Here is an 18,440-nt window from a genome sequence, read left to right on the forward strand (position 1 = left end):
GCTCACTCCGCGCGCGGCTTCTTTGCCGCCGGCTCGTTGGAAGAAGAATTCGTGTTCGGCTTCGGACGCTTCGGCGCCGGACCGGTCGGCTTGCTCGGGGCCAGCCCCAGCGCCACCCAGTCGGGCATGATCCGTGCCTTGTCGATGTTGTCGGCCGACACGACCACTTCAGCCTTGTCGACGATGAAGGTGATGGTGCCCGCGGCCTCGTCGATCGCTTCGATGCGGCCCTGCAGGCGACGACGGTTGTCCTGCGGCAACTTCAGCGTGACCTTGGCCGATTCACCCTGGTGGCGGCCGAACTGCTCCAGGTTGAACAGCGGGCGGTCCACGCCCGGCGAGGACACTTCCAGCGTGTAGTTGCCGCTGATCGGGTCTTCGACGTCCAGCTGCGCCGAGACTTCGCGGCTGACCCGCTCGCAGTCGTCGACATTGATGATGCGCTCGGGCTGTTCAGCCAGCGGCACGTCGATGTAAAGGCGCAGGGTCGCACCGCCGGGGGCCGGCAGATACTCAACGCCCAGCAGCTCCAGGCCCAGCGACACAACGGTCGGGGCGAGCAGATTCGCGATGTCGGTTGCCTTGTCGCTCACAGCCTGCCTTGATCTCTATGGTTGGGTGCCGGCCTTGGCCGGCGTGGAAACATGACGCCCCGGAAACGACAAAGGGCCCGTTGGGCCCCTTTTCCGGAAAGACTCCGGTGACTGGATTCCGGTTGCAACCTGCATTGCCTGCCGGTTGCGGCCCTCCTTCCGGGTCCGGACTCCCGCTGGGAGGCCGCCTTCAGGGGTACTGCTAGGCCGCTGATGATAGCGGCTGCACCGCGCTGGTGCAAGGTGCGGACCCGGGGTCAGACCCCTTTTCCACGGGAAAAGGGATCTGACCCCGATCACGCAGAAACGACGCAGACCCCAAAGAAAAACGCCCTCGAAGCAGCACTTCGAAGGCGATCTCTTTACTTGGTAGCGGGGGCAGGATTTGAACCTGCGACCTTCGGGTTATGAGCCCGACGAGCTGCCAGACTGCTCCACCCCGCATCAGAAGCGGAATTATGAGCGGTTGCTCCAAAAACTGCAAGCCTCCCCTCATTCATCAAATCGGTTGGCGCCGATCCGAAGTTGGTAGCGGGGGCAGGATTTGAACCTGCGACCTTCGGGTTATGAGCCCGACGAGCTGCCAGACTGCTCCACCCCGCACCGGAAGTGTTTGAACTGCTGCCCTGCTCTTTCGAGGGGGGGCTACCGCAACGATGTTCTGGCTGAACCGCTGCAGTGACAACTCAGGCTGCGCATATTACACGAATCGCGCAGCTTTGTGTCAACTTTTATGCAAGATGCGCAAATGCCTGCTGGCACCAGACCATGATCGGGTTCCAGGCCAGGCCCAAGGCCAGCAGCGCCAGGGCATTGACACCCAGCACCACACCCAGCACGCGGTCGTTGTTGCGCGGCATGGCCTCGCCCACCGGCTCATCGAAGTACATGACCTTGATGACGCGCAGGTAGTAGAAGCAGCCGACCACGGCGCACAGCACGCCCAGGATGGCCAGCCACAGCAGGCCGCCGTTGACGGCCGCGCCCAGCACCGCCAGCTTGGTCCAGAAGCCCAGGAACGGCGGGATGCCGGCCAGCGACGCCATGATGCACAGCACCAGGCCGGCCATCCACGGGTTGCGGGCATTGAGGCCCTTGAAGTCCTCGATGTTCTCGGCTTCAAAGCCGGCACGCGACAGCGCGATGATCGCGCCGAAGGCGGCGGTCGACATGATGGCGTAGGCCAGTGCGTAGAACAGCGCAGCGGCATAGCCCTGTGCGCCACCACCGGCGATGCCCATCAGCAGGAAGCCGATGTGCGAGACGGTGGAGAACGCCAGCATGCGCTTGAGATTGCTCTGCGCGATGGCCATCAGGTTGCCGATGACCAGCGAGACTGCGGCCAGGCCGGCGATCAGCAGCTGCAGTTCGGTCGACAGCGGACCCACGCCCATTTCCAGCAGGCGGTAGGCCATGCCGAAGGCGGCCAGCTTCGGCGCCGAGCTGATGAACAGTGCGATCGGTGCCGGGGCACCCTGGTACACGTCCGGCAGCCACATGTGGAACGGTGCGGCACCCAGCTTGAAGGCGACGCCGGCGATCATGAACACCGCACCGGTGATCAGCAGCACGCGCTCTTCCGAGTGCGGGATGGCGTCACGGATGACGTCCAGGTGCAGGCTGCCGGTAGCGCCGTAGATCAGCGACATGCCGTACAGCAGCAGGCCAGAGGCCAGCGAGCCGAGCACGATGTACTTCATCGCCGCTTCCGAGGCCAGGCCGTTTTCGCGGTTGCTGGCGACCAGGGCGTAGGAGCACAGCGCCAGCAGTTCCAGGCCCAGGTAGACCATCAGCAGGCTGCCGGCCGACACCAGGATCATCATGCCGGCGGTGCCGAACAGGATCAGCACCGGGATCTCGCCCTGGAACAGGTTGCGGTCACGCAGGTAACGCCAGCCGTAGACCAGGGTCAGGCCGCTGAGCAGCACGATCCCGGTCTTCATCACGTCCGCGGCGGTATCGCGCACGAACATGCCATGGAAGACCTCGCCCTGCCCGCCCACGCCGGTGACCAGCATGAACAGCACCACGGCCAGCGCAGCGAGCGAGAACAGGTGGGTGACGATCTTGTTCCGGTTGCTGACGAACAGGTCGAGGATCATCAGGGCGAAGGCGCTGCCGATCAGCACCAGCTCGGGAGCGAGCGGTGGCAGGTCAGCGGCGGTCAATGGCAGCAGCGGCGAGGTGGTCATCATCAAATCCTGGAATTACAGCAGCTTGCTGGATGCGATCTGCATCGCCAGCTTCGCGATCGAGGGCTCCATCAGGTCGGTCAGCGGCTTGGGATAGATGCCCAGGGCCAGCACGCCGATGGCGAACACGCCCAGCACCAGCCATTCGCGGCCGTTGATGTCCTTCAGTTCGGCAACATGGCTGTTGGCCACTTCACCGAAGAAGATGCGCTTGTACAGCCACAGGGTGTAGGCGGCGCCGATGATCAGGGTGGTGGCCGCGCCCAGCGCGATCCACGGATTGCGCTGGAAGGCCGACAGGATGACCATGAACTCGCCAACGAAACCGCTGGTACCGGGCAGGCCCGCGTTGGCCATGAAGAACAGCATGGCGAAGGTGGCGAACCACGGCATCACGTTGACCACGCCGCCGTAATCGGCGATGCGGCGGCTGTGCATGCGGTCGTACAGCACGCCGACACAGGAGAACATCGCGCCGGAGACGAAGCCGTGCGAGATCATCTGCACCATGGCGCCCTGCAGGCCCAGGCGGGCGGCATCGGCGTTGCCGGCTTCACGGACCAGCCACAGGGCAATGAAGGTGCCCAGGGTGACGAAGCCCATGTGCGCGATCGACGAATAGGCGATCAGCTTCTTCATGTCGTCCTGCACCAGGGCGACCAGGCCAACGTAGATCACTGCGATCAACGACAGCGCAATCACCAGCCAGGCCCATTCCTGCGACGCGTCCGGGACGATCGGCAGGTTGAAGCGCAGGAAGCCATAGCCACCGATCTTCAGGGCGATGGCGGCCAGGATCACCGAACCGGCGGTCGGCGCTTCCACGTGGGCGTCCGGCAGCCAGGTATGGACCGGGAACATCGGCACCTTGACCGCGAAGGCGATCAGGAACGCGAAGAAGATCCAGGTCTGTTCCTTGGCCGACAGTGGCAGTGCATACAGGTCGGCCAGCTGGAAGCTGCCGCCCTTCATGTACAGGTAGATCAGTGCCACCAGCATCAGCACCGAGCCGAGGAAGGTGTACAGGAAGAACTTCAGCGCAGCGTAGATGCGACGCGGGCCGCCCCAGACACCGATGATCAGGAACATCGGGATCAGCATCGCCTCGAAGAACACGTAGAACAGCATCGCGTCCGTCGCCGCGAAGATACCGACCGTGACGCCTTCCAGGATCAGGAAGGCCGCCACGTACTGGTTCACGCGCTTGTCGATGGCGCTCCAGGCGCCGATCAGGGCAAGCACGCTGACCAGGGTAGTCAGCAGGATCAGCGCCACGGCAATGCCGTCCACGCCCAGGTTGTAGCCGATCTTGTACGCCGGGATCCAGGCATGGGTCTCGACGAACTGCAGACCGTCGATGCCCGCGTTGTAGCCGCTCAGCAGCGAGAGGCTCGCCACGAACGTCAGCACCGCTACGCCCAGCGACGCCCAGCGGGCGGTCTGCGCATCACGGATCGCAAGGATCAGGGCGCCACCGATGATCGGCAGCCAGATGAGGACACTGAGTAGAGGCCAGTTCGACACGTCTTCTTATTCCGTACAGGTCATCAACGCAGGTAATGCATCAGCACGCCCAGCAGGGCAATCAGGCCGATGATCATCGCGAAGGCGTAGTGATAGAGGAAACCGGATTGGGTACGACGCAGCACGCCGGCTGCAACGTCCACAACACGTGCCGAGAGATTGACCACGCCGTCGACGATGTTGCTGTCGATCCAGCGCGAGACCTTGCCCAGCTTGACGCTGCCACCGGCAAAGCCATCGATCCACAGCTTGTCGAAGCCGTACTTGTTTTCCAGCACCGACACCAGCGGAGCGAAGGTCTTGCGCGCCTTGCCCGACAGGTCCGGCTTCCACAGGTAGAACAGTGCGGCCAGCAGGAAGCCCGCAACGGTCAGCATGAACGCCGGAGCCATCATGCCGTGCAGCGCGAAGGCGACCGGGCCGTGGAACTCCTCACCCAGGAAGCCGATGGTGTTCTTGGCCGGATCGTAGAAGTCGACGATTCCGGTGAAGAACGTATGCGCCTGGCCCTTGATGGCATCGTGGGCATGATGGCCGGCCCAGTCGGTGCCGTACAGCATCGGACCGATGCTGAAGAAACCGATGGCGATCGACGGGATGGCCAGCAGGATCAGCGGCAAGGTCACCACCCACGGGGTTTCGTGCGGCTCATGCGGACCGTGGCCATGGCCGTGGTCATCGTGATGCGCATCGCCGTGGTGGGCGTCGGCGGCGTGGTGAGCGTCATGGCCGTGACCATGATCGTCATGATGCACGTCGCGGAAACGCTCCTTGCCGTGGAAGGTCAGGAACAGCAGGCGGAAGCTGTAGAAGCTGGTGACGATCACGCCACCCAGCACTGCCCAGTAGCCGTAGGTGGCCACCCAGTTGTCGGACAGGTGCGCGTGCAGCTCGGCCGCCTCGATGATGGTGTCCTTCGAGTAGAAGCCCGAGAAGAACGGCGTACCCACCAGTGCCAGCGTACCGATCCACATGGTGATGAAGGTGATCGGCATGTACTTGCGCAGGCCACCCATCTTGCGCATGTCCTGCTCGTGGTGCATGGCAATGATGACCGAGCCGGCACCCAGGAACAGCAGCGCCTTGAAGAAGGCGTGGGTCATCAGGTGGAACACGGCTGCCGAGTAGGCCGACACGCCCAGTGCAACCGTCATGTAGCCCAGCTGCGACAGCGTGGAGTACGCGACGACGCGCTTGATGTCGTTCTGCACGATACCGATCAGGCCGGTGAAGAACGCGGTGGTGGCACCGATGAACAGCACGAAGTTCAGCGCGGTCTGCGACAGCTCGAACAGCGGCGACATGCGGGTGACCATGAAGATACCGGCGGTCACCATCGTCGCGGCGTGGATCAGTGCCGAGATCGGGGTCGGGCCTTCCATCGAGTCGGGCAGCCACACGTGCAGCGGGACCTGGGCCGACTTGCCCATGGCACCAATGAACAGGCAGATGCAGATGACGGTAGCGATCGACCAGATCACCGGCTCGTTGAGCAGCTGCATGCCCAGGATCGTGCCGTCCCAGATCTGCAGCTGGGCGCGCGGATCAGCCAGCATGCCGGCCTGCGAGAACACCTGCGAGTAGTCCAGGGTGCCGAACACCCACAGCACGCCGGCGATGCCGAGCAGGAAGCCGAAGTCGCCGACGCGGTTGACCAGGAACGCCTTCATGTTGGCGAAGATCGCGGTCGGGCGCTTGAACCAGAAGCCGATCAGCAGGTACGACACCAGGCCCACCGCTTCCCAGCCGAAGAACAGCTGCAGGAAGTTGTTGCTCATCACCAGGGTGAGCATCGAGAAGGTGAACAGCGAGATGTAGCTGAAGAACCGCTGGTAGCCCGGATCGTCCTGCATGTAGCCGATCGTGTAGATGTGGACCAGCAGCGACACGAAGGTCACCACCACCATCATCATCGCGGTCAGCTTGTCGACCATGAAGCCGACGTGGGCCGAGTACTGGCCGACTTCGAAGAACGTGTAGATGTTCTGGTTGAACGGCTGTGCGCCGCCCCACAGCAGCTGGTAGAGCGTGTACATCGACAGGCCGCAGGCCACCGCGACGCCGAGGATGGTGATGGTCTGCGCGCCGAAGCGCTTGACCTGGCGACCGAACAGGCCGGCGATGATGCTGCCGAACAGCGGCGCAAGCACCACTGCGATCAACAGACTCTTGGAGAGAGTGATTTCCATCTGTGGATCAGCCCTTCAACGAATCGACTTCGCCGACATTGATCGTGCGGCGGGTACGGAACAGGGTCACCAGGATCGCCAGGCCGATGGCGGCTTCCGCGGCGGCGACGGTCAGGATGAAGAACACGAACAGCTGGCCGGACGGGTCGCCCAGCTGGCGCGAGAAGCCGACGAAGTTGATGTTCACCGACAGCAGCATCAGTTCGATCGACATCAGCAGGACGATGACGTTCTTCCGGTTGAGGAAGATGCCGGCCAGGCTGATGGCGAACAGCACTGCGCCAAGCGCAAGGATGTGGCCAAGGGTAATCACGGCTGGGTCTCCTCGCCGGTGGCCGGCTTGCTGTTGCTGTGCACGACCGGTGCTTCGGCACCCATCTTGACCATGCGCAGGCGCTGGCCGGCCTTGACCATGGTCTGCTCGCCCGGGTTCTGGCTCTTGACGCCGGTACGACGGCGCAGGGTCAGCATGACGGCGGCAACCACGGCCACGGTCAGGATGACGGCGGCGAACTCGAACGGCAGCAGGTACTCGGTGAACAGCGTGCGTGCCAGCCAGGTGATGTTGGAACTGTCGGCGGCGACCGCAGCAGCGTTGTCGGCCGGGAACGGCGTGACTGCGCGTGCCTTGACGCCGATCAGGATCAGCATCTGCGCCAGCATCGCCACCGCGACGATGAGGCCGACCGGCAGGTAGCGCACCCAGCCCTCACGCAGCTTGGTGGGGTCGATGTCCAGCATCATCACCACGAACAGGAACAGCACCATCACCGCGCCGACGTAGACCAGCACCAGGGCCACGCCGAGGAACTCGGCCCCCACCAGCAGCCACACGCAGGCAATGGAGAAGAAGGTCAGCACCAGGCAGAGCACGGCGTGAACCGGGTTGCGCACGCTGATCACCGCACCGGCCGAAACCGTTGCCGCGATGGCGAACACCCAGAAAGCGATATTTACCCAATCCATCTTTCGACCTCAGCGGTAAGCGGCATCGGCGGCACGACGCTCGGCGATCTCGGACTCGAGACGGTCGCCAAGGGCCAGCAGCTGCGGCTTGGTAACGATGTTTTCGCCACGGTTCTCGAAGTGGTACTCGAGGATGTGGGTTTCGACGATCGAGTCCACCGGGCAGCTTTCTTCGCAGAAGCCGCAGAAGATGCACTTGAACAGGTCGATGTCGTAGCGGGTGGTGCGGCGGGTACCGTCCTCGCGCTTGGCCGAGTCGATGGTGATGGCCAGGGCCGGGCACACCGCTTCACACAGCTTGCAGGCAATGCAGCGCTCTTCGCCGTTGGGATAACGGCGCAGGGCGTGCAGGCCACGGAAGCGCGGCGACTGCGGGAACTTCTCCATCGGGTACATCATCGTGTACTTCGGCTTGAAGCTGTACTTCAGCGTCAGCCAGAGGCCGGCCAGCAGTTCGAGCAGCAGCAGGCTCTTGAAGTAATGGGTAATCCTGTTCATCACTTAGACGCCCTTTTGAATCACGCCGAAGAACACCATGACGGCGGTAACCGCGATCCACAGAATGGCCAGCGGGATGAAGACCTTCCAGCCCAGGCGCATGATCTGGTCATAGCGGAAGCGCGGGAAGCTGGCACGGAACCAGATGTAGGCACTGGCGAAGAAGAACACCTTGACGAACAACCACGGTGCACCGCCCTTCCAGATCCAGTCGACCAGCGGCGAGACATTGCCGAAATCGACCCAGCCCTGGACCGGGCTCAGCCAGCCGCCGAGGAAGAAGATCGAGATCAGGAAGCTGATCAGGATCATGTTCGCGTATTCGGCCAGGAAGAACAGAGCGAAGGCGCCGCCGGAGTACTCGACCATGTGGCCGGCAACGATTTCCGACTCGCCTTCCACCACGTCGAACGGCGCACGGTTGGTTTCAGCCACGCCCGACACCCAGTAGATGACGAACAGCGGGAACAGCGGCAGCAGGAACCAGTCGAAGAAGCCGGAACTGCCGGCCTGCGCCATCACGATGTTGCTCAGGTTCAGGCTGCCCGAGGCGATCATCACGCCGACCAGGGCGAAGCCCATGGCGATTTCGTAGCTGATCATCTGCGCCGAGGCACGCATCGCCCCCAGGAACGCATACTTCGAGTTGGATGCCCAGCCGGCCAGGATGATGCCGTAGATGCCCAGCGAGGTCATCGCCAGCAGGTACAGCAGGCCGGCGTTGGCATTGGACAGCACGATCTGCGAATCGAAGGGCACCACCGACCAGGCCGCGAAGGCCGGGGCCAGGGTGATCAGCGGGGCCAGCAGATAGATCGCCTTGTTGGCGCTGCTCGGCTGGACCACTTCCTTGAACAGCAGCTTGAAGACGTCGGCGAAGGCCTGGAAGATGCCCATGCCCACGTACATCGGGCCATGACGGACGTGCATCCAGCCGATCAGCTTGCGTTCCCAGACCACGTAGAAGGCCACCGAGATGATCACCGGCACGGCGATCACCAGGATCTTCAGGATGATCCAGATCAGCGCGCCGATGTCACCGAGGCCCAGCAGCCACTGGTGCAGCGGGTCGACCGCGTTCAACAGCAATTCGTTCATGCAGCCACCACCGATACGCGAGCGGCACCCAGCGGCGCGGTCGCGCCGTGGCCCGATTCAATCCAGACCGAACCCGCAGCGACGCGGGCGTCGACCACCACCGGCAGGGTGGCCTTGCCGGCGTCGGTGCCGACCTTGGCCATCTGCCCTTCCTGCAGCTGCAGGCGAGCGGCATCTTCTGCGTTCAGCACGATGCGCGGGGCGTTGTTGAGCGGATGCGACTGCAGTGCCGGCGCGCGACGGACCACCGCATCGGTGCGGTAGATCGCGGCAGTCGAAGCCACTTCCAGGCCTTCACCGGCAACTGCCGGCTGCGCCGAAGCAGCGACGGTGACCGACACCGGGGCCAGGCTGGCACGCAGGCCGGCCAGGTCGGTGAAGTCGAAACCGGCCAGCGCCATGTCGCCGCCCAGTGCGCGCAGCACGCGCCAGCCTTCGCGGGCCTCGCCCGGCAGCTTGCCGCCGGCACGGGCCGACTGCTCGCGACCATCGAGGTTGGTCAGGGTGGCGTCGATTTCCGGCAGCGCACCGATCGGCAGGATCACGTCGGCAACGTCGCGGGTCGAGGCGCAGGCGAACTGGCTGAAGGCCACCACCTTCGCACCCGCCAGCGCCTTGCGGGCGGCCGGGGCGTCGGCGAAGTCCAGGCCCGGCTCAAGGCCGTACACCACGTAGGCCTGGCGCGGCTGCGCCAGCATCGCGGCGACGTCCTTGCCAGCCGGTAGCACGCCTGCGCGGGTCAGGCCAACGGCGTTGGCGCCCTGCGGGATGCGGCACAGCTTGGCACCGGTAGCGCCAGCGAAGTCACGCGCGGCAGCGCGGATCGCGGCAGCCTGCGGGTGGTTCTCGGCGATGCCACCAACGATCAGCACGGTGTTGTTGCCGCCCTGCACTGCCGAACGCAGCTCGGCGTTGGCCAGCGCATCGACGAACTTCGACGGGGCAACGATCTGCTTGCCGGCGACACTGAAGGCGAAGTCGAAGTCCACCGGATTGACCACGTGGATCTTCGCGCCCTTGGTGGTCTGCGCCTTGCGCAGGCGAGCGTGCAGCAGCGGCAGTTCGTGGCGGATGTTGCTGCCCAGGACCACGATGCGGTCGGCGCCCTCGATCTCGGCCAGCGGCAGGCCGAACACTTCGGCGGTTGCGGCGTCGGAGAAATCGCGGTTGTTGATGCGGTGGTCGATGTTGCCCGAGCCCAGGCCCTTGGCCAGGCGGGCCAGCAGTGCGCCTTCCTCGTTCGAGGTCGACGGGTGCACCAGCACGCCCAGGTTGTCGCCCTGGTTGGCCTTGAGGATTTCGGCGGCCGCGGCCAGGCCTTCGGCCCAGCTCACTTCCTTCCACTCGCCGTTGACCTTGCGCAGCGGCTTGACCGCACGGTCTTCGCTGTACAGGCCCTGGTGCGAGTAGCGGTCACGGTCGGACAGCCAGCACTCGTTCACGGCTTCGTTGTCGCGCGGCACGGTGCGCAGCACTTCGCCGCGACGCACGTGCAGGAACAGGTTCGAACCCATCGCGTCGTGATAGCCCAGCGACTCGCGCGCGGTCAGTTCCCACGGGCGGGCGCGGAACTGGAACACCTTGTTGGTCAGCGCGCCGACCGGGCAGACGTCGACGACGTTGCCGGACAGCTCGGTGGTCAGCGGCTTGCCGTCGAAGGTACCGATCTGCAGGTTCTCACCGCGGTACATGCCACCCAGTTCGTAGGTACCGGCAACGTCGGCGGTGAAGCGGACGCAGCGGGTGCACTGGATGCAGCGGGTCATCTCGGTGGCAACCAGCGGACCCATGTCCTCGTCAGGCACCACACGCTTGCGCTCGTTGAAGCGGCTGACCGAACGGCCATAGCCCAGCGACACGTCCTGCAGCTCGCACTCGCCGCCCTGATCACAGATCGGGCAGTCCAGCGGGTGGTTGATGAGCAGGAACTCCATCACCGAGCGCTGGAACTTCAGCGCCTTCTCGCTGCGGGTGGCGACCTTCATGCCGTCCATCACCGGGGTGGCACAGGCCGGCGCCGGCTTCGGCGACTTCTCCACGTCCACCAGGCACATGCGGCAGTTCGCGGCGATCGGCAGCTTCTCGTGATAGCAGAAGCGCGGAATCGGAATGCCGGCCTTGTCGGCCGCCTGGATAATCATCGAGCCCTTGGGCACGACCAGCGACTTGCCATCGATCTCGATGGTGACGTGATCGGGTGGGACGCTCGGATTTACGGGTTGCGCGCTCATGCAGCGGCTGCCTCCACCTTCTTGCCGTCAACCATCGAATGACCGTTGACGATGTAGTACTCGAACTCGTCCCAGAACTGGCGCAGGAAGCCCTGGATGGGCCATGCAGCCGCTTCGCCGAACGCACAGATGGTGTGGCCTTCGATCTGCCCGGCCACTGCCTTCAGCTGGTGCAGGTCTTCCATCGTGGCCTTGCCGGCGACGATGCGCTCCAGCACGCGGTGCATCCAGCCGGTGCCTTCACGGCACGGGGTGCACTGGCCGCAGGATTCCTTGTGGAAGAACTGGCTGATGCGGCAGGCGAACTTGACGCAGCAGACGCTGTCGTCGAGCACGACGATCGCACCCGAGCCCAGGCCGGAGCCCAGCGCACGGATGGTGTCGTAGTCCATCGGCAGGCCCTTCAGCTCGGCCGCGGTCAGCACCGGCATCGACACGCCGCCCGGGATCGCGCCCTTGAGCTTGCGGCCCGGACGCAGGCCACCGGCCATTTCCAGCAGGTCGTCGAAGGTGGTGCCCAGCGGCACTTCGAAGTTGCCGCCGTTCTGCACGCAGCCGGACACCGAGAAGCACTTCGGGCCACCGTTGGCGGTCAGGCTCAGGCCCTTGAACCACTCCGGGCCGTTGCGGATGATCGCCGGCACCGAACCGTAGGTTTCGGTGTTGTTGATCGTCGACGGCTTGCCGTACAGGCCGAAGTTGGCCGGGAACGGCGGCTTGTAGCGCGGCTGGCCCTTCTTGCCTTCCAGCGATTCCATCAGCGCGGTTTCTTCGCCGCAGATGTACGCGCCAGCGCCCAGCGCGCCGTAGATGTCGATGTCCACGCCGCTGCCGAGGATGTTCTTGCCCAGCCAGCCGTTCGCATAGGCGTCGGCCAGGGCCTGCTCGAAGTGCTCGAACGGCTCGTGGTGGAATTCACCGCGCAGGTAGTTGTAGCCCACGGTCGAACCGGTGGCGTAGCAGGCGATCGCCATGCCTTCCACGACCGAATGCGGGTTGTAGCGCAGGATGTCGCGATCCTTGCAGGTGCCCGGCTCGGATTCGTCCGAGTTGCAGAGGATGTACTTCTGCATGTTGCCCTTGGGCATGAACGACCACTTCAGGCCGGTCGGGAAGCCGGCGCCACCGCGGCCGCGCAGGCCCGAGGCCTTGACCATCTCGATGACCTGCTCCGGCGGGATCTTCTCTTCGAGGATCTTGCGCAGGGCAGCGTAGCCACCGGTCTTCAGGTAGCTTTCGTACGACCACGGGGTGTCGTAATGCAGGGTGGTATAGACCACCTGGTGCGGCAGCGGCGCGGGGCCGACCGGACCCTTGGATTCGTGGTGATGTGCCATGCCCTTACTCCAGCCCGTCCAGCAGCTCGTCGACCTTTTCCAGGGTCAGACGCTCATGGTAGTGACCGTTGATGACCATCATCGGCGCGCCACCGCAGCCGGCCAGGCACTCTTCCTCGCGCTTGAGATAGACGCGGCCGTCAGGGGTCGATTCACCGTGCTTGATGCCCAGCTTCTTCTCGCAATGGCGCACGATGTCCTCGGCGCCATTGAGCCAGCAGCTGATGTTGGTGCAGATGGCCACGTTGTTGCGGCCCACCTTCTCGGTCTCGAACATCGAGTAGAAGCTGGCGACCTCGTAGGCCCACACCGGCGGCAGGTCCAGGTACTTGGCCACGCCGGCGATCAGTTCGTCGGTCAGCCAGCCCTGGTTCTGCTCCTGGGCCGCATGCAGGCCCTGCAGCACGGCAGAGCGCTTGCGGTCCGGCGGGAACTTGGACAGCCAGTGATCGATGTGAGCGCGGGTCTTGTCGCTCAGCACCACCATCGGGTCGACGTCGCGCGCCGCCTCGAAATTACCTGTCGCCTTCATCGGCCGACCTCAGCGAAATGCATAACGTGAAATTCCAGAAACTGCGGCGCCGGCTTGCGCCGGCTGCCTGCAGCGGGCGTTGGCGTGGCGGACGGCATTACCGGTCAACCTCGCCGAACACCAGGTCGTAGGTGCCGATCATCGCCACCACGTCAGCCAGCATGTGGCCGCGCACGACCGAATCGATCGAGGACAGGTGGGCGAAGCCCGGCGCACGCAGGTGCACGCGGAACGGCTTGTTGGCGCCATCGGAGACCAGGTAGCAGCCGAATTCACCCTTCGGGGCTTCCACCGCCGAGTAGGTCTCGCCGGCCGGCACGCAGTAGCCTTCGCTGAACAGCTTGAAGTGGTGGATCAACGCTTCCATGTCGTCCTTCATGTCCTCACGCCTGGGCGGCGCGACCTTGAAGTTCTTCACCATCACCGGGCCCGGGTTGGCCTTCAGCCACGCCACGCACTGCTTGATGATGCGGTTGGATTCGCGCATTTCGGCAACGCGGACCAGATAGCGGTCGTAGCAGTCGCCTTCCTTGCCCAGCGGGATGTCGAAATCGACGGCATCGTACTTGGCGTACGGACGCTTCTTGCGCAGGTCCCAGGCAATGCCCGAGCCGCGCAGCATCACGCCGGTCATGCCCCACTGGTGGGCCAGTTCGGGAGTGACCACGCCAATGCCGACGGTACGCTGCTTCCAGATACGGTTGTCGGTCAGCAGGGTTTCGTATTCGTCGATGCGCTTGGGGAACTCGACGGTGAAGTTCTCCAGGAAGTCCAGCAGCGAGCCTTCGCGCGAAGCATTGAGCTGCTTCAGCGCCTTGCCCTTGTGCCAGCGCGATTCCTTGTACTTCGGCATGTGGTCCGGCAGGTCGCGGTAGACACCGCCCGGACGGTAGTACGCCGCGTGCATGCGCGCGCCGGAAACCGCTTCGTAGCAGTCCATCAGCTCTTCGCGTTCGCGGAAGGCGTACAGCATCACCGCCATCGCGCCCAGGTCGAGCGCGTTGGAGCCCAGCCACATCAGGTGGTTGAGGATGCGGGTGATTTCATCGTACATGGTGCGGATGTACTGGGCACGCTCCGGCGCCTCGATACCCATCAGGGTCTCGATCGCGCGCACGTACGCGTGCTCGTTGCACATCATCGACACGTAATCCAGGCGATCCATGTAGCCGATCGACTGGTTGAACGGCTTGGACTCGGCCAGCTTCTCGGTACCACGGTGCAGCAGACCCACGTGCGGATCGGCGCGCATGATGGTTTCACCGTCCATTTCCAGGATCAGGCGCAGCACACCGTGAGCGGCCGGATGCTGCGGGCCGAAGTTCATGGTGTAGTTGCGGATTTCCTGCCGGCTCTCGGCGGCGTTGCTGGCGAATGCTTCGCCGGCCTGGTGTACGTGGCTCACTTCACTGCCTCCTGCGCGCGCTCACCTTCTGCGGTCTGCAGACGGGCGTCGTCGCGGATCACGCGCGGCACGCCGACGCGCGGCTCCACCGAGGTGACCGGTTCGTAGATCACGCGCTTCTTTTCTTCGTCGTAGCGGACTTCGACATTGCCGATCAGCGGGAAGTCCTTGCGGAACGGATGGCCGACGAAACCGTAGTCGGTCAGGATCCGGCGCAGGTCCGGGTGGCCTTCGAAGATCACGCCGTACAGGTCGAACGCCTCGCGCTCGAACCAGTTCAGGCCCGGCCAGATGCCGGTCAGCGAGGACACCACCGGCAGTGCTTCGTCAGGGGCGAAGCAGCGCAGGTGCATCATCAGGTTGTGCTGGTAGGAACGCAGCTGCGCGACCACCGCAAAGCGCTGGGTCGGCATGTGCTGCGGGCGGGCACCGTCGGCACCGTTTTCCTCGGTGGGGAACTCGCCCCACGCGAAGCGGCCCTGGGCCTTGCCTTCGACGCCTCGGCTGAAACCCTGCGAGGACACGTCAGCGGTGTCCCATTCGTCGGAGCCATAACCGAGGTAGTCGACGCCGCACAGATCCACGGCCTGCTCGAAACCAAACTCGTCACGCAGCGCCAGGGCGGTGGCGTGCCACTCGGCGGCAGGCACTTCCAGCGTCACTTCGCCGCGGGGTTCGACCACGATGACCTTCGCACCAGCGAAACGTGCGGAGAGTCGGTCGATGAAGGATGCTTGCTCTGCCATGGGGGCTTGGCGCGCTCTAGTCAGGTGAAGGGGTCAGCGGGCGATGGTCTGTGTACGCCAGATCTTCTTCTGCAGCTGCAGGATCCCGTACACCAGCGCCTCGGCGGTCGGCGGGCAGCCCGGGACGTAGACGTCCACCGGCACCACGCGATCACAGCCGCGCACGACAGAATAGGAGTAGTGGTAGTAGCCGCCACCGTTGGCGCAGCTACCCATCGAGATGACCCACTTCGGGTCCGGCATCTGGTCGTAGACCTTGCGCAGCGCCGGGGCCATCTTGTTGACCAGGGTGCCGGCCACGATCATCACGTCGGACTGACGCGGCGACGGGCGGAACACCACGCCGTAGCGGTCCAGGTCCAGGCGCGCGGCGCCGGCATGCATCATCTCGACCGCGCAGCAGGCCAGGCCGAAGGTCATCGGCCACATCGAGCCGGTGCGCGCCCAGTTCAGCAGTGCGTCGACGCTGGTGGTGACGAAGCCCTTTTCCAGCAGCGGGTTGTCGCCTTCCGGCCGCAGGATGTCATCAACCCGGCCTTCCGGCGACGGGTTGTTCATGAGGCCATCGAGAGTCTGAATCACTCCCATTCCAGCGCTCCCTTCTTCCAGACGTAAATGAAACCGAGGAACAGCATGCCGACGAACAGGCCCATGGTGACCAGCGAACGGGCGCCCAGTTCCATGAAGACCTGGGTCCACGGCACGATGAAGATGATTTCCAGGTCGAAGACGATGAACTGGATCGCGATCAGGTAGTAGCGCACGTCGAACTTCATGCGCGCGTCTTCGAAGGCTTCGAAGCCGCACTCATACGGCGACAGCTTTTCCAGATCGGGGCGGCGGGGACCGAGGAATCGACCAACCAGCATCAGCGTAACGCCGATACCGGTGGCAACGATCAGAAACAGCAGAGACGGCAAATATTCGGCCAGCACAGCGATTCTCTCTTGCCTCTGCCGCCGCGCCTGCAGGCGCTTTGGCATGGGGGAGTGGACGGGAACCTGCCTGGCGCCTTGCGCGCCAGACGAACCCGCTTTACTTACAAATGGTGCCCAAGAGGGGACTCGAACCCCTACGACTTGCGTCGCTACCACCTCAAGGTAGTGCGTCTACCAATTCCGCCACCTGGGCAAACGATCACATCAGACTATCTTTCCGATGCGCCGCGTATTGTAACCGGCTTCAGTCTTTCTGGGAGCCTTCTGAAGGCTTTTCTTCACCAGAAACCGAAGATTCCGCCTGAGCCGGCACATTCGCGGCCGGAACCTGGGCTGCCGGGACCGCATCGGCCTTCGGGACGGCCGGCAGCTCGCCCGCCGGAGCCGCCGGAGCAGCCGCTGCCGGGGCGGACATCAGACCCAGATCCTGGTCGGCTGCCGGACGGGTGCCGTGACCGGCATACCAGGCCATGAAGAGGCTGATGCCAAAGAACACGACAGCCAGCCACTTGGTCGACTTGGACAGGAAGTTCGAGGCGCCACGCGCACCGAACACCGTACCCGAGGCACCAGCACCAAAGCCCGAACCTGCCGCCGCACCCGAGCCACGCTGCATCAGGATCAGCGCGATCATGGCCACAGCGACCAGCACGTAGACGACATTGAGGATCAACATCAGCATTGGAAACCGCCCTCGGACAATACTTCTAGGATTAGTTCGCGGCCGCCGCCCGTGCGATGGCCAGGAAGTCCGCGGCCACCAGGGAGGCGCCGCCGACCAGCCCACCATCGACATCCGGCTGCGCGAACAGTTCCCCGGCATTGTCGGGCTTCACGCTACCGCCGTAAACAATGGGCAGTGAATCGGCAATTCTAGCATCGATACGCGCGACTTCGCCACGGATGAACGCGTGCACCTGCTGCGCCTGCTCCTTGCTGGCGGTACGGCCGGTGCCGATGGCCCAGACCGGCTCGTAGGCGACCACGGCGTTGGCGAAACCGGCCGCACCGACCAGTTCCAGTACCGGCGCCAGCTGGCTGGCGATGACCGTTTCGGTCTGCCCGGCCTCTCGCTGTTCCAGGGTCTCGCCCACGCACAGCACCGGGACCAGGCCGGCATGCTGGGCAGCGGCGAACTTGCGCGCGACCAGCTCGCTGCTTTCATGGTGGTACTGGCGGCGCTCGGAATGGCCGACCAGGCCATAGCGGGCCCCGACCTCGACCAGCATGGCCGCGCAGACTTCGCCGGTGTAGGCGCCCTTCTCGTTGCTGCTCACGTCCTGTGCGCCAAAGGCCAGGCCGGTCGCGCCGAAGTCCTCGACCAGCTCGCCCAGGTACGGCAGCGGGGGCAGGATCACCACGTCCACGCCCTCCAGCGGCAGCCCGGCGGCCACCTGCCCCAGCAGTTCATTGGCGAATTGACGGCTGCCATGCAGCTTCCAGTTTCCGGCGACGATCTTGCGGCGCATGAGCGGGTGGCTCCTGTGTGAAGTCAGCCGGTCATGATACCCGTTGCGGCAAAAATCCGTTTCCTTGTAAGCGGTTACATGGATTTTCAGCCAACGGCGCAGCCCCTCGTGGCGGAGGGGGGGGGGGGGGCGGGGTTTGGGTGGTCGCGGAGAGCCCGGCTAGATCTGGGGCTTGGCCGGGCGGGTAGGACTGCGCAGGGGGCGCTGCAAGTACGTCCATGTAAGCTCGATCGCCGCATCCATGCGGCTCACGCCCCTGCGCAGCCCCACCCGCCCGGCCTCTGACACAGTCCGGCGGTTCCGCCCGCCACGGAAAGAAAAAAGAAGAGCAAGAGCAAAAGCGGCATTCCGGGTGCCCTGCCCCACTTCGATCTGACAGATCTCATCCACGCATGGCGTGGATCTACCGTGTCGACCAAGGTCGATACACACCGGGAATCGCGATTTACCCGCCGTCACCGGGAAGCTGTCGGGGGTGGGGCGGTGTGAGTTGGCAGGTCCGTTGGCGCCATGGATGGCGCCATCGAGCCCCCAGGGGTGAGGGCGCTTTGCTTGCGAAGCACTGCTTCGCAAGCGCCCGAACGCACAGCCGCCAGCGGCTGGGCCGGTCTGGGGGTTCACGGTGTGTCCTGCCAACCCACACCGCCCCGCTCAACCGGCACGAATCCCGAGCCGCCTTGGCTTTGGGCTTGCCGGCCAGCGGCCGGCACTACCGCGGGTGC

General features: G+C 64.4%; 17 protein-coding genes and 3 tRNA genes. All 20 read right to left on the reverse strand.

The genetic code is table 11. From position 1 onward, the window contains the following. Positions 1 to 2: 2 nt before the first annotated feature. Complete coding sequence (gene rimP, locus ACEPA4_RS13960) at positions 3 to 593, reverse strand: ribosome maturation factor RimP (protein WP_005417913.1); 591 nt, start codon at positions 591 to 593, stop codon at positions 3 to 5. A 367-nt stretch (positions 594 to 960) separates the two neighbouring features. Continuing rightward, positions 961 to 1,037, reverse strand: a tRNA-Met gene (locus tag ACEPA4_RS13965). Positions 1,038 to 1,119: 82 nt separating this feature from the next. Further along, a tRNA-Met gene (locus ACEPA4_RS13970) sits at positions 1,120 to 1,196 on the reverse strand. Between the two features lie 128 nt (positions 1,197 to 1,324). Further along, the gene (gene nuoN, locus ACEPA4_RS13975; RefSeq protein WP_065179770.1) at positions 1,325 to 2,785 is read right to left on the reverse strand and encodes an NADH-quinone oxidoreductase subunit NuoN; all 1,461 of its coding nucleotides are present in this window, start codon (positions 2,783 to 2,785) and stop codon (positions 1,325 to 1,327) included. A gap of 15 nt (positions 2,786 to 2,800) precedes the next feature. After that, positions 2,801 to 4,309 (reverse strand): NADH-quinone oxidoreductase subunit M, encoded by a 1,509-nt coding sequence (locus ACEPA4_RS13980; protein ID WP_005410452.1) that lies wholly within the window; start codon positions 4,307 to 4,309, stop codon positions 2,801 to 2,803. Between the two features lie 23 nt (positions 4,310 to 4,332). Continuing rightward, positions 4,333 to 6,498 (reverse strand): NADH-quinone oxidoreductase subunit L, encoded by a 2,166-nt coding sequence (nuoL, locus tag ACEPA4_RS13985; protein ID WP_053500855.1) that lies wholly within the window; start codon positions 6,496 to 6,498, stop codon positions 4,333 to 4,335. A gap of 7 nt (positions 6,499 to 6,505) precedes the next feature. Further along, positions 6,506 to 6,811, reverse strand: coding sequence for an NADH-quinone oxidoreductase subunit NuoK (gene nuoK, locus ACEPA4_RS13990; RefSeq protein ID WP_005417921.1), 306 nt, complete (start codon positions 6,809 to 6,811; stop codon positions 6,506 to 6,508). Then, on the reverse strand, positions 6,808 to 7,464 hold the full coding sequence (locus ACEPA4_RS13995; RefSeq protein ID WP_262090832.1) for an NADH-quinone oxidoreductase subunit J: 657 nt from the start codon (positions 7,462 to 7,464) through the stop codon (positions 6,808 to 6,810). The genes nuoK and ACEPA4_RS13995 overlap by 4 nt, the downstream gene beginning before the upstream one ends. A 9-nt stretch (positions 7,465 to 7,473) precedes the next feature. After that, positions 7,474 to 7,962, reverse strand: coding sequence for an NADH-quinone oxidoreductase subunit NuoI (nuoI, locus tag ACEPA4_RS14000; RefSeq protein ID WP_005417924.1), 489 nt, complete (start codon positions 7,960 to 7,962; stop codon positions 7,474 to 7,476). Positions 7,963 to 7,965: 3 nt separating this feature from the next. Next, positions 7,966 to 9,060 carry an NADH-quinone oxidoreductase subunit NuoH gene (gene nuoH / locus ACEPA4_RS14005; RefSeq protein ID WP_021202065.1) on the reverse strand — a complete coding sequence of 365 codons (1,095 nt, stop codon included), beginning with the start codon at positions 9,058 to 9,060 and terminating at the stop codon, positions 7,966 to 7,968. Then, positions 9,057 to 11,291: an NADH-quinone oxidoreductase subunit NuoG gene (nuoG, locus tag ACEPA4_RS14010; RefSeq protein ID WP_065186669.1), complete on the reverse strand. Its 2,235-nt coding sequence runs from the start codon at positions 11,289 to 11,291 to the stop codon at positions 9,057 to 9,059. The genes nuoH and nuoG overlap by 4 nt, the downstream gene beginning before the upstream one ends. Continuing rightward, positions 11,288 to 12,628, reverse strand: coding sequence for an NADH-quinone oxidoreductase subunit NuoF (gene nuoF / locus ACEPA4_RS14015; protein ID WP_005417934.1), 1,341 nt, complete (start codon positions 12,626 to 12,628; stop codon positions 11,288 to 11,290). The genes nuoG and nuoF overlap by 4 nt, the downstream gene beginning before the upstream one ends. 4 nt (positions 12,629 to 12,632) lie before the next feature. Then, a complete protein-coding gene (gene nuoE / locus ACEPA4_RS14020; RefSeq protein WP_005410460.1) occupies positions 12,633 to 13,160 on the reverse strand; it encodes an NADH-quinone oxidoreductase subunit NuoE in 528 nt (175 codons plus the stop codon). Between the two features lie 97 nt (positions 13,161 to 13,257). Beyond that, entirely contained in the window at positions 13,258 to 14,565 is a 1,308-nt protein-coding gene (locus ACEPA4_RS14025) for an NADH-quinone oxidoreductase subunit D (protein ID WP_005417935.1), read from the reverse strand. Then, positions 14,562 to 15,311 carry an NADH-quinone oxidoreductase subunit C gene (locus tag ACEPA4_RS14030; RefSeq protein WP_005410462.1) on the reverse strand — a complete coding sequence of 250 codons (750 nt, stop codon included), beginning with the start codon at positions 15,309 to 15,311 and terminating at the stop codon, positions 14,562 to 14,564. The genes ACEPA4_RS14025 and ACEPA4_RS14030 overlap by 4 nt, the downstream gene beginning before the upstream one ends. Positions 15,312 to 15,344: 33 nt before the next feature. Beyond that, positions 15,345 to 15,899 (reverse strand): NADH-quinone oxidoreductase subunit B family protein, encoded by a 555-nt coding sequence (locus ACEPA4_RS14035; RefSeq protein WP_005417936.1) that lies wholly within the window; start codon positions 15,897 to 15,899, stop codon positions 15,345 to 15,347. After that, positions 15,890 to 16,246, reverse strand: a complete 357-nt coding sequence (locus ACEPA4_RS14040; RefSeq protein WP_005417937.1) for an NADH-quinone oxidoreductase subunit A — start codon at positions 16,244 to 16,246, stop codon at positions 15,890 to 15,892. Before ACEPA4_RS14040 ends, ACEPA4_RS14035 begins: the two co-directional genes overlap by 10 nt. A 111-nt stretch (positions 16,247 to 16,357) precedes the next feature. Continuing rightward, positions 16,358 to 16,442: transfer RNA gene (locus ACEPA4_RS14045), tRNA-Leu, on the reverse strand. 51 nt (positions 16,443 to 16,493) lie between these two features. Further along, entirely contained in the window at positions 16,494 to 16,931 is a 438-nt protein-coding gene (secG, locus tag ACEPA4_RS14050; RefSeq protein WP_065179767.1) for a preprotein translocase subunit SecG, read from the reverse strand. A 31-nt stretch (positions 16,932 to 16,962) separates the two neighbouring features. Then, positions 16,963 to 17,718, reverse strand: a complete 756-nt coding sequence (gene tpiA / locus ACEPA4_RS14055) for a triose-phosphate isomerase (protein ID WP_005417939.1) — start codon at positions 17,716 to 17,718, stop codon at positions 16,963 to 16,965. Between the last annotated feature and the right edge of the window lie 722 nt (positions 17,719 to 18,440).

Source organism: Stenotrophomonas sp. P2112 (assembly GCF_041897515.1).
Classification (GTDB): Bacteria; Pseudomonadota; Gammaproteobacteria; order Xanthomonadales; family Xanthomonadaceae; genus Stenotrophomonas; species Stenotrophomonas sepilia.

Coding starts and splice junctions, on each gene's coding strand:
- tpiA (WP_005417939.1), bottom strand. CDS start 17,718: ATGCGCCGCAAGATCGTCGCCGGAAACTGGAAGCTGCATGGCAGCCGT.
- nuoH (WP_021202065.1), bottom strand. CDS start 9,060: ATGAACGAATTGCTGTTGAACGCGGTCGACCCGCTGCACCAGTGGCTG.
- ACEPA4_RS14035 (WP_005417936.1), bottom strand. CDS start 15,899: ATGGGAGTGATTCAGACTCTCGATGGCCTCATGAACAACCCGTCGCCG.
- secG (WP_065179767.1), bottom strand. CDS start 16,931: ATGCTGATGTTGATCCTCAATGTCGTCTACGTGCTGGTCGCTGTGGCC.
- nuoL (WP_053500855.1), bottom strand. CDS start 6,498: ATGGAAATCACTCTCTCCAAGAGTCTGTTGATCGCAGTGGTGCTTGCG.
- nuoG (WP_065186669.1), bottom strand. CDS start 11,291: ATGAGCGCGCAACCCGTAAATCCGAGCGTCCCACCCGATCACGTCACC.
- nuoF (WP_005417934.1), bottom strand. CDS start 12,628: ATGGCACATCACCACGAATCCAAGGGTCCGGTCGGCCCCGCGCCGCTG.
- nuoI (WP_005417924.1), bottom strand. CDS start 7,962: ATGAACAGGATTACCCATTACTTCAAGAGCCTGCTGCTGCTCGAACTG.
- nuoE (WP_005410460.1), bottom strand. CDS start 13,160: ATGAAGGCGACAGGTAATTTCGAGGCGGCGCGCGACGTCGACCCGATG.
- ACEPA4_RS14030 (WP_005410462.1), bottom strand. CDS start 15,311: ATGGCAGAGCAAGCATCCTTCATCGACCGACTCTCCGCACGTTTCGCT.
- ACEPA4_RS13995 (WP_262090832.1), bottom strand. CDS start 7,464: ATGGATTGGGTAAATATCGCTTTCTGGGTGTTCGCCATCGCGGCAACG.
- nuoN (WP_065179770.1), bottom strand. CDS start 2,785: ATGACCACCTCGCCGCTGCTGCCATTGACCGCCGCTGACCTGCCACCG.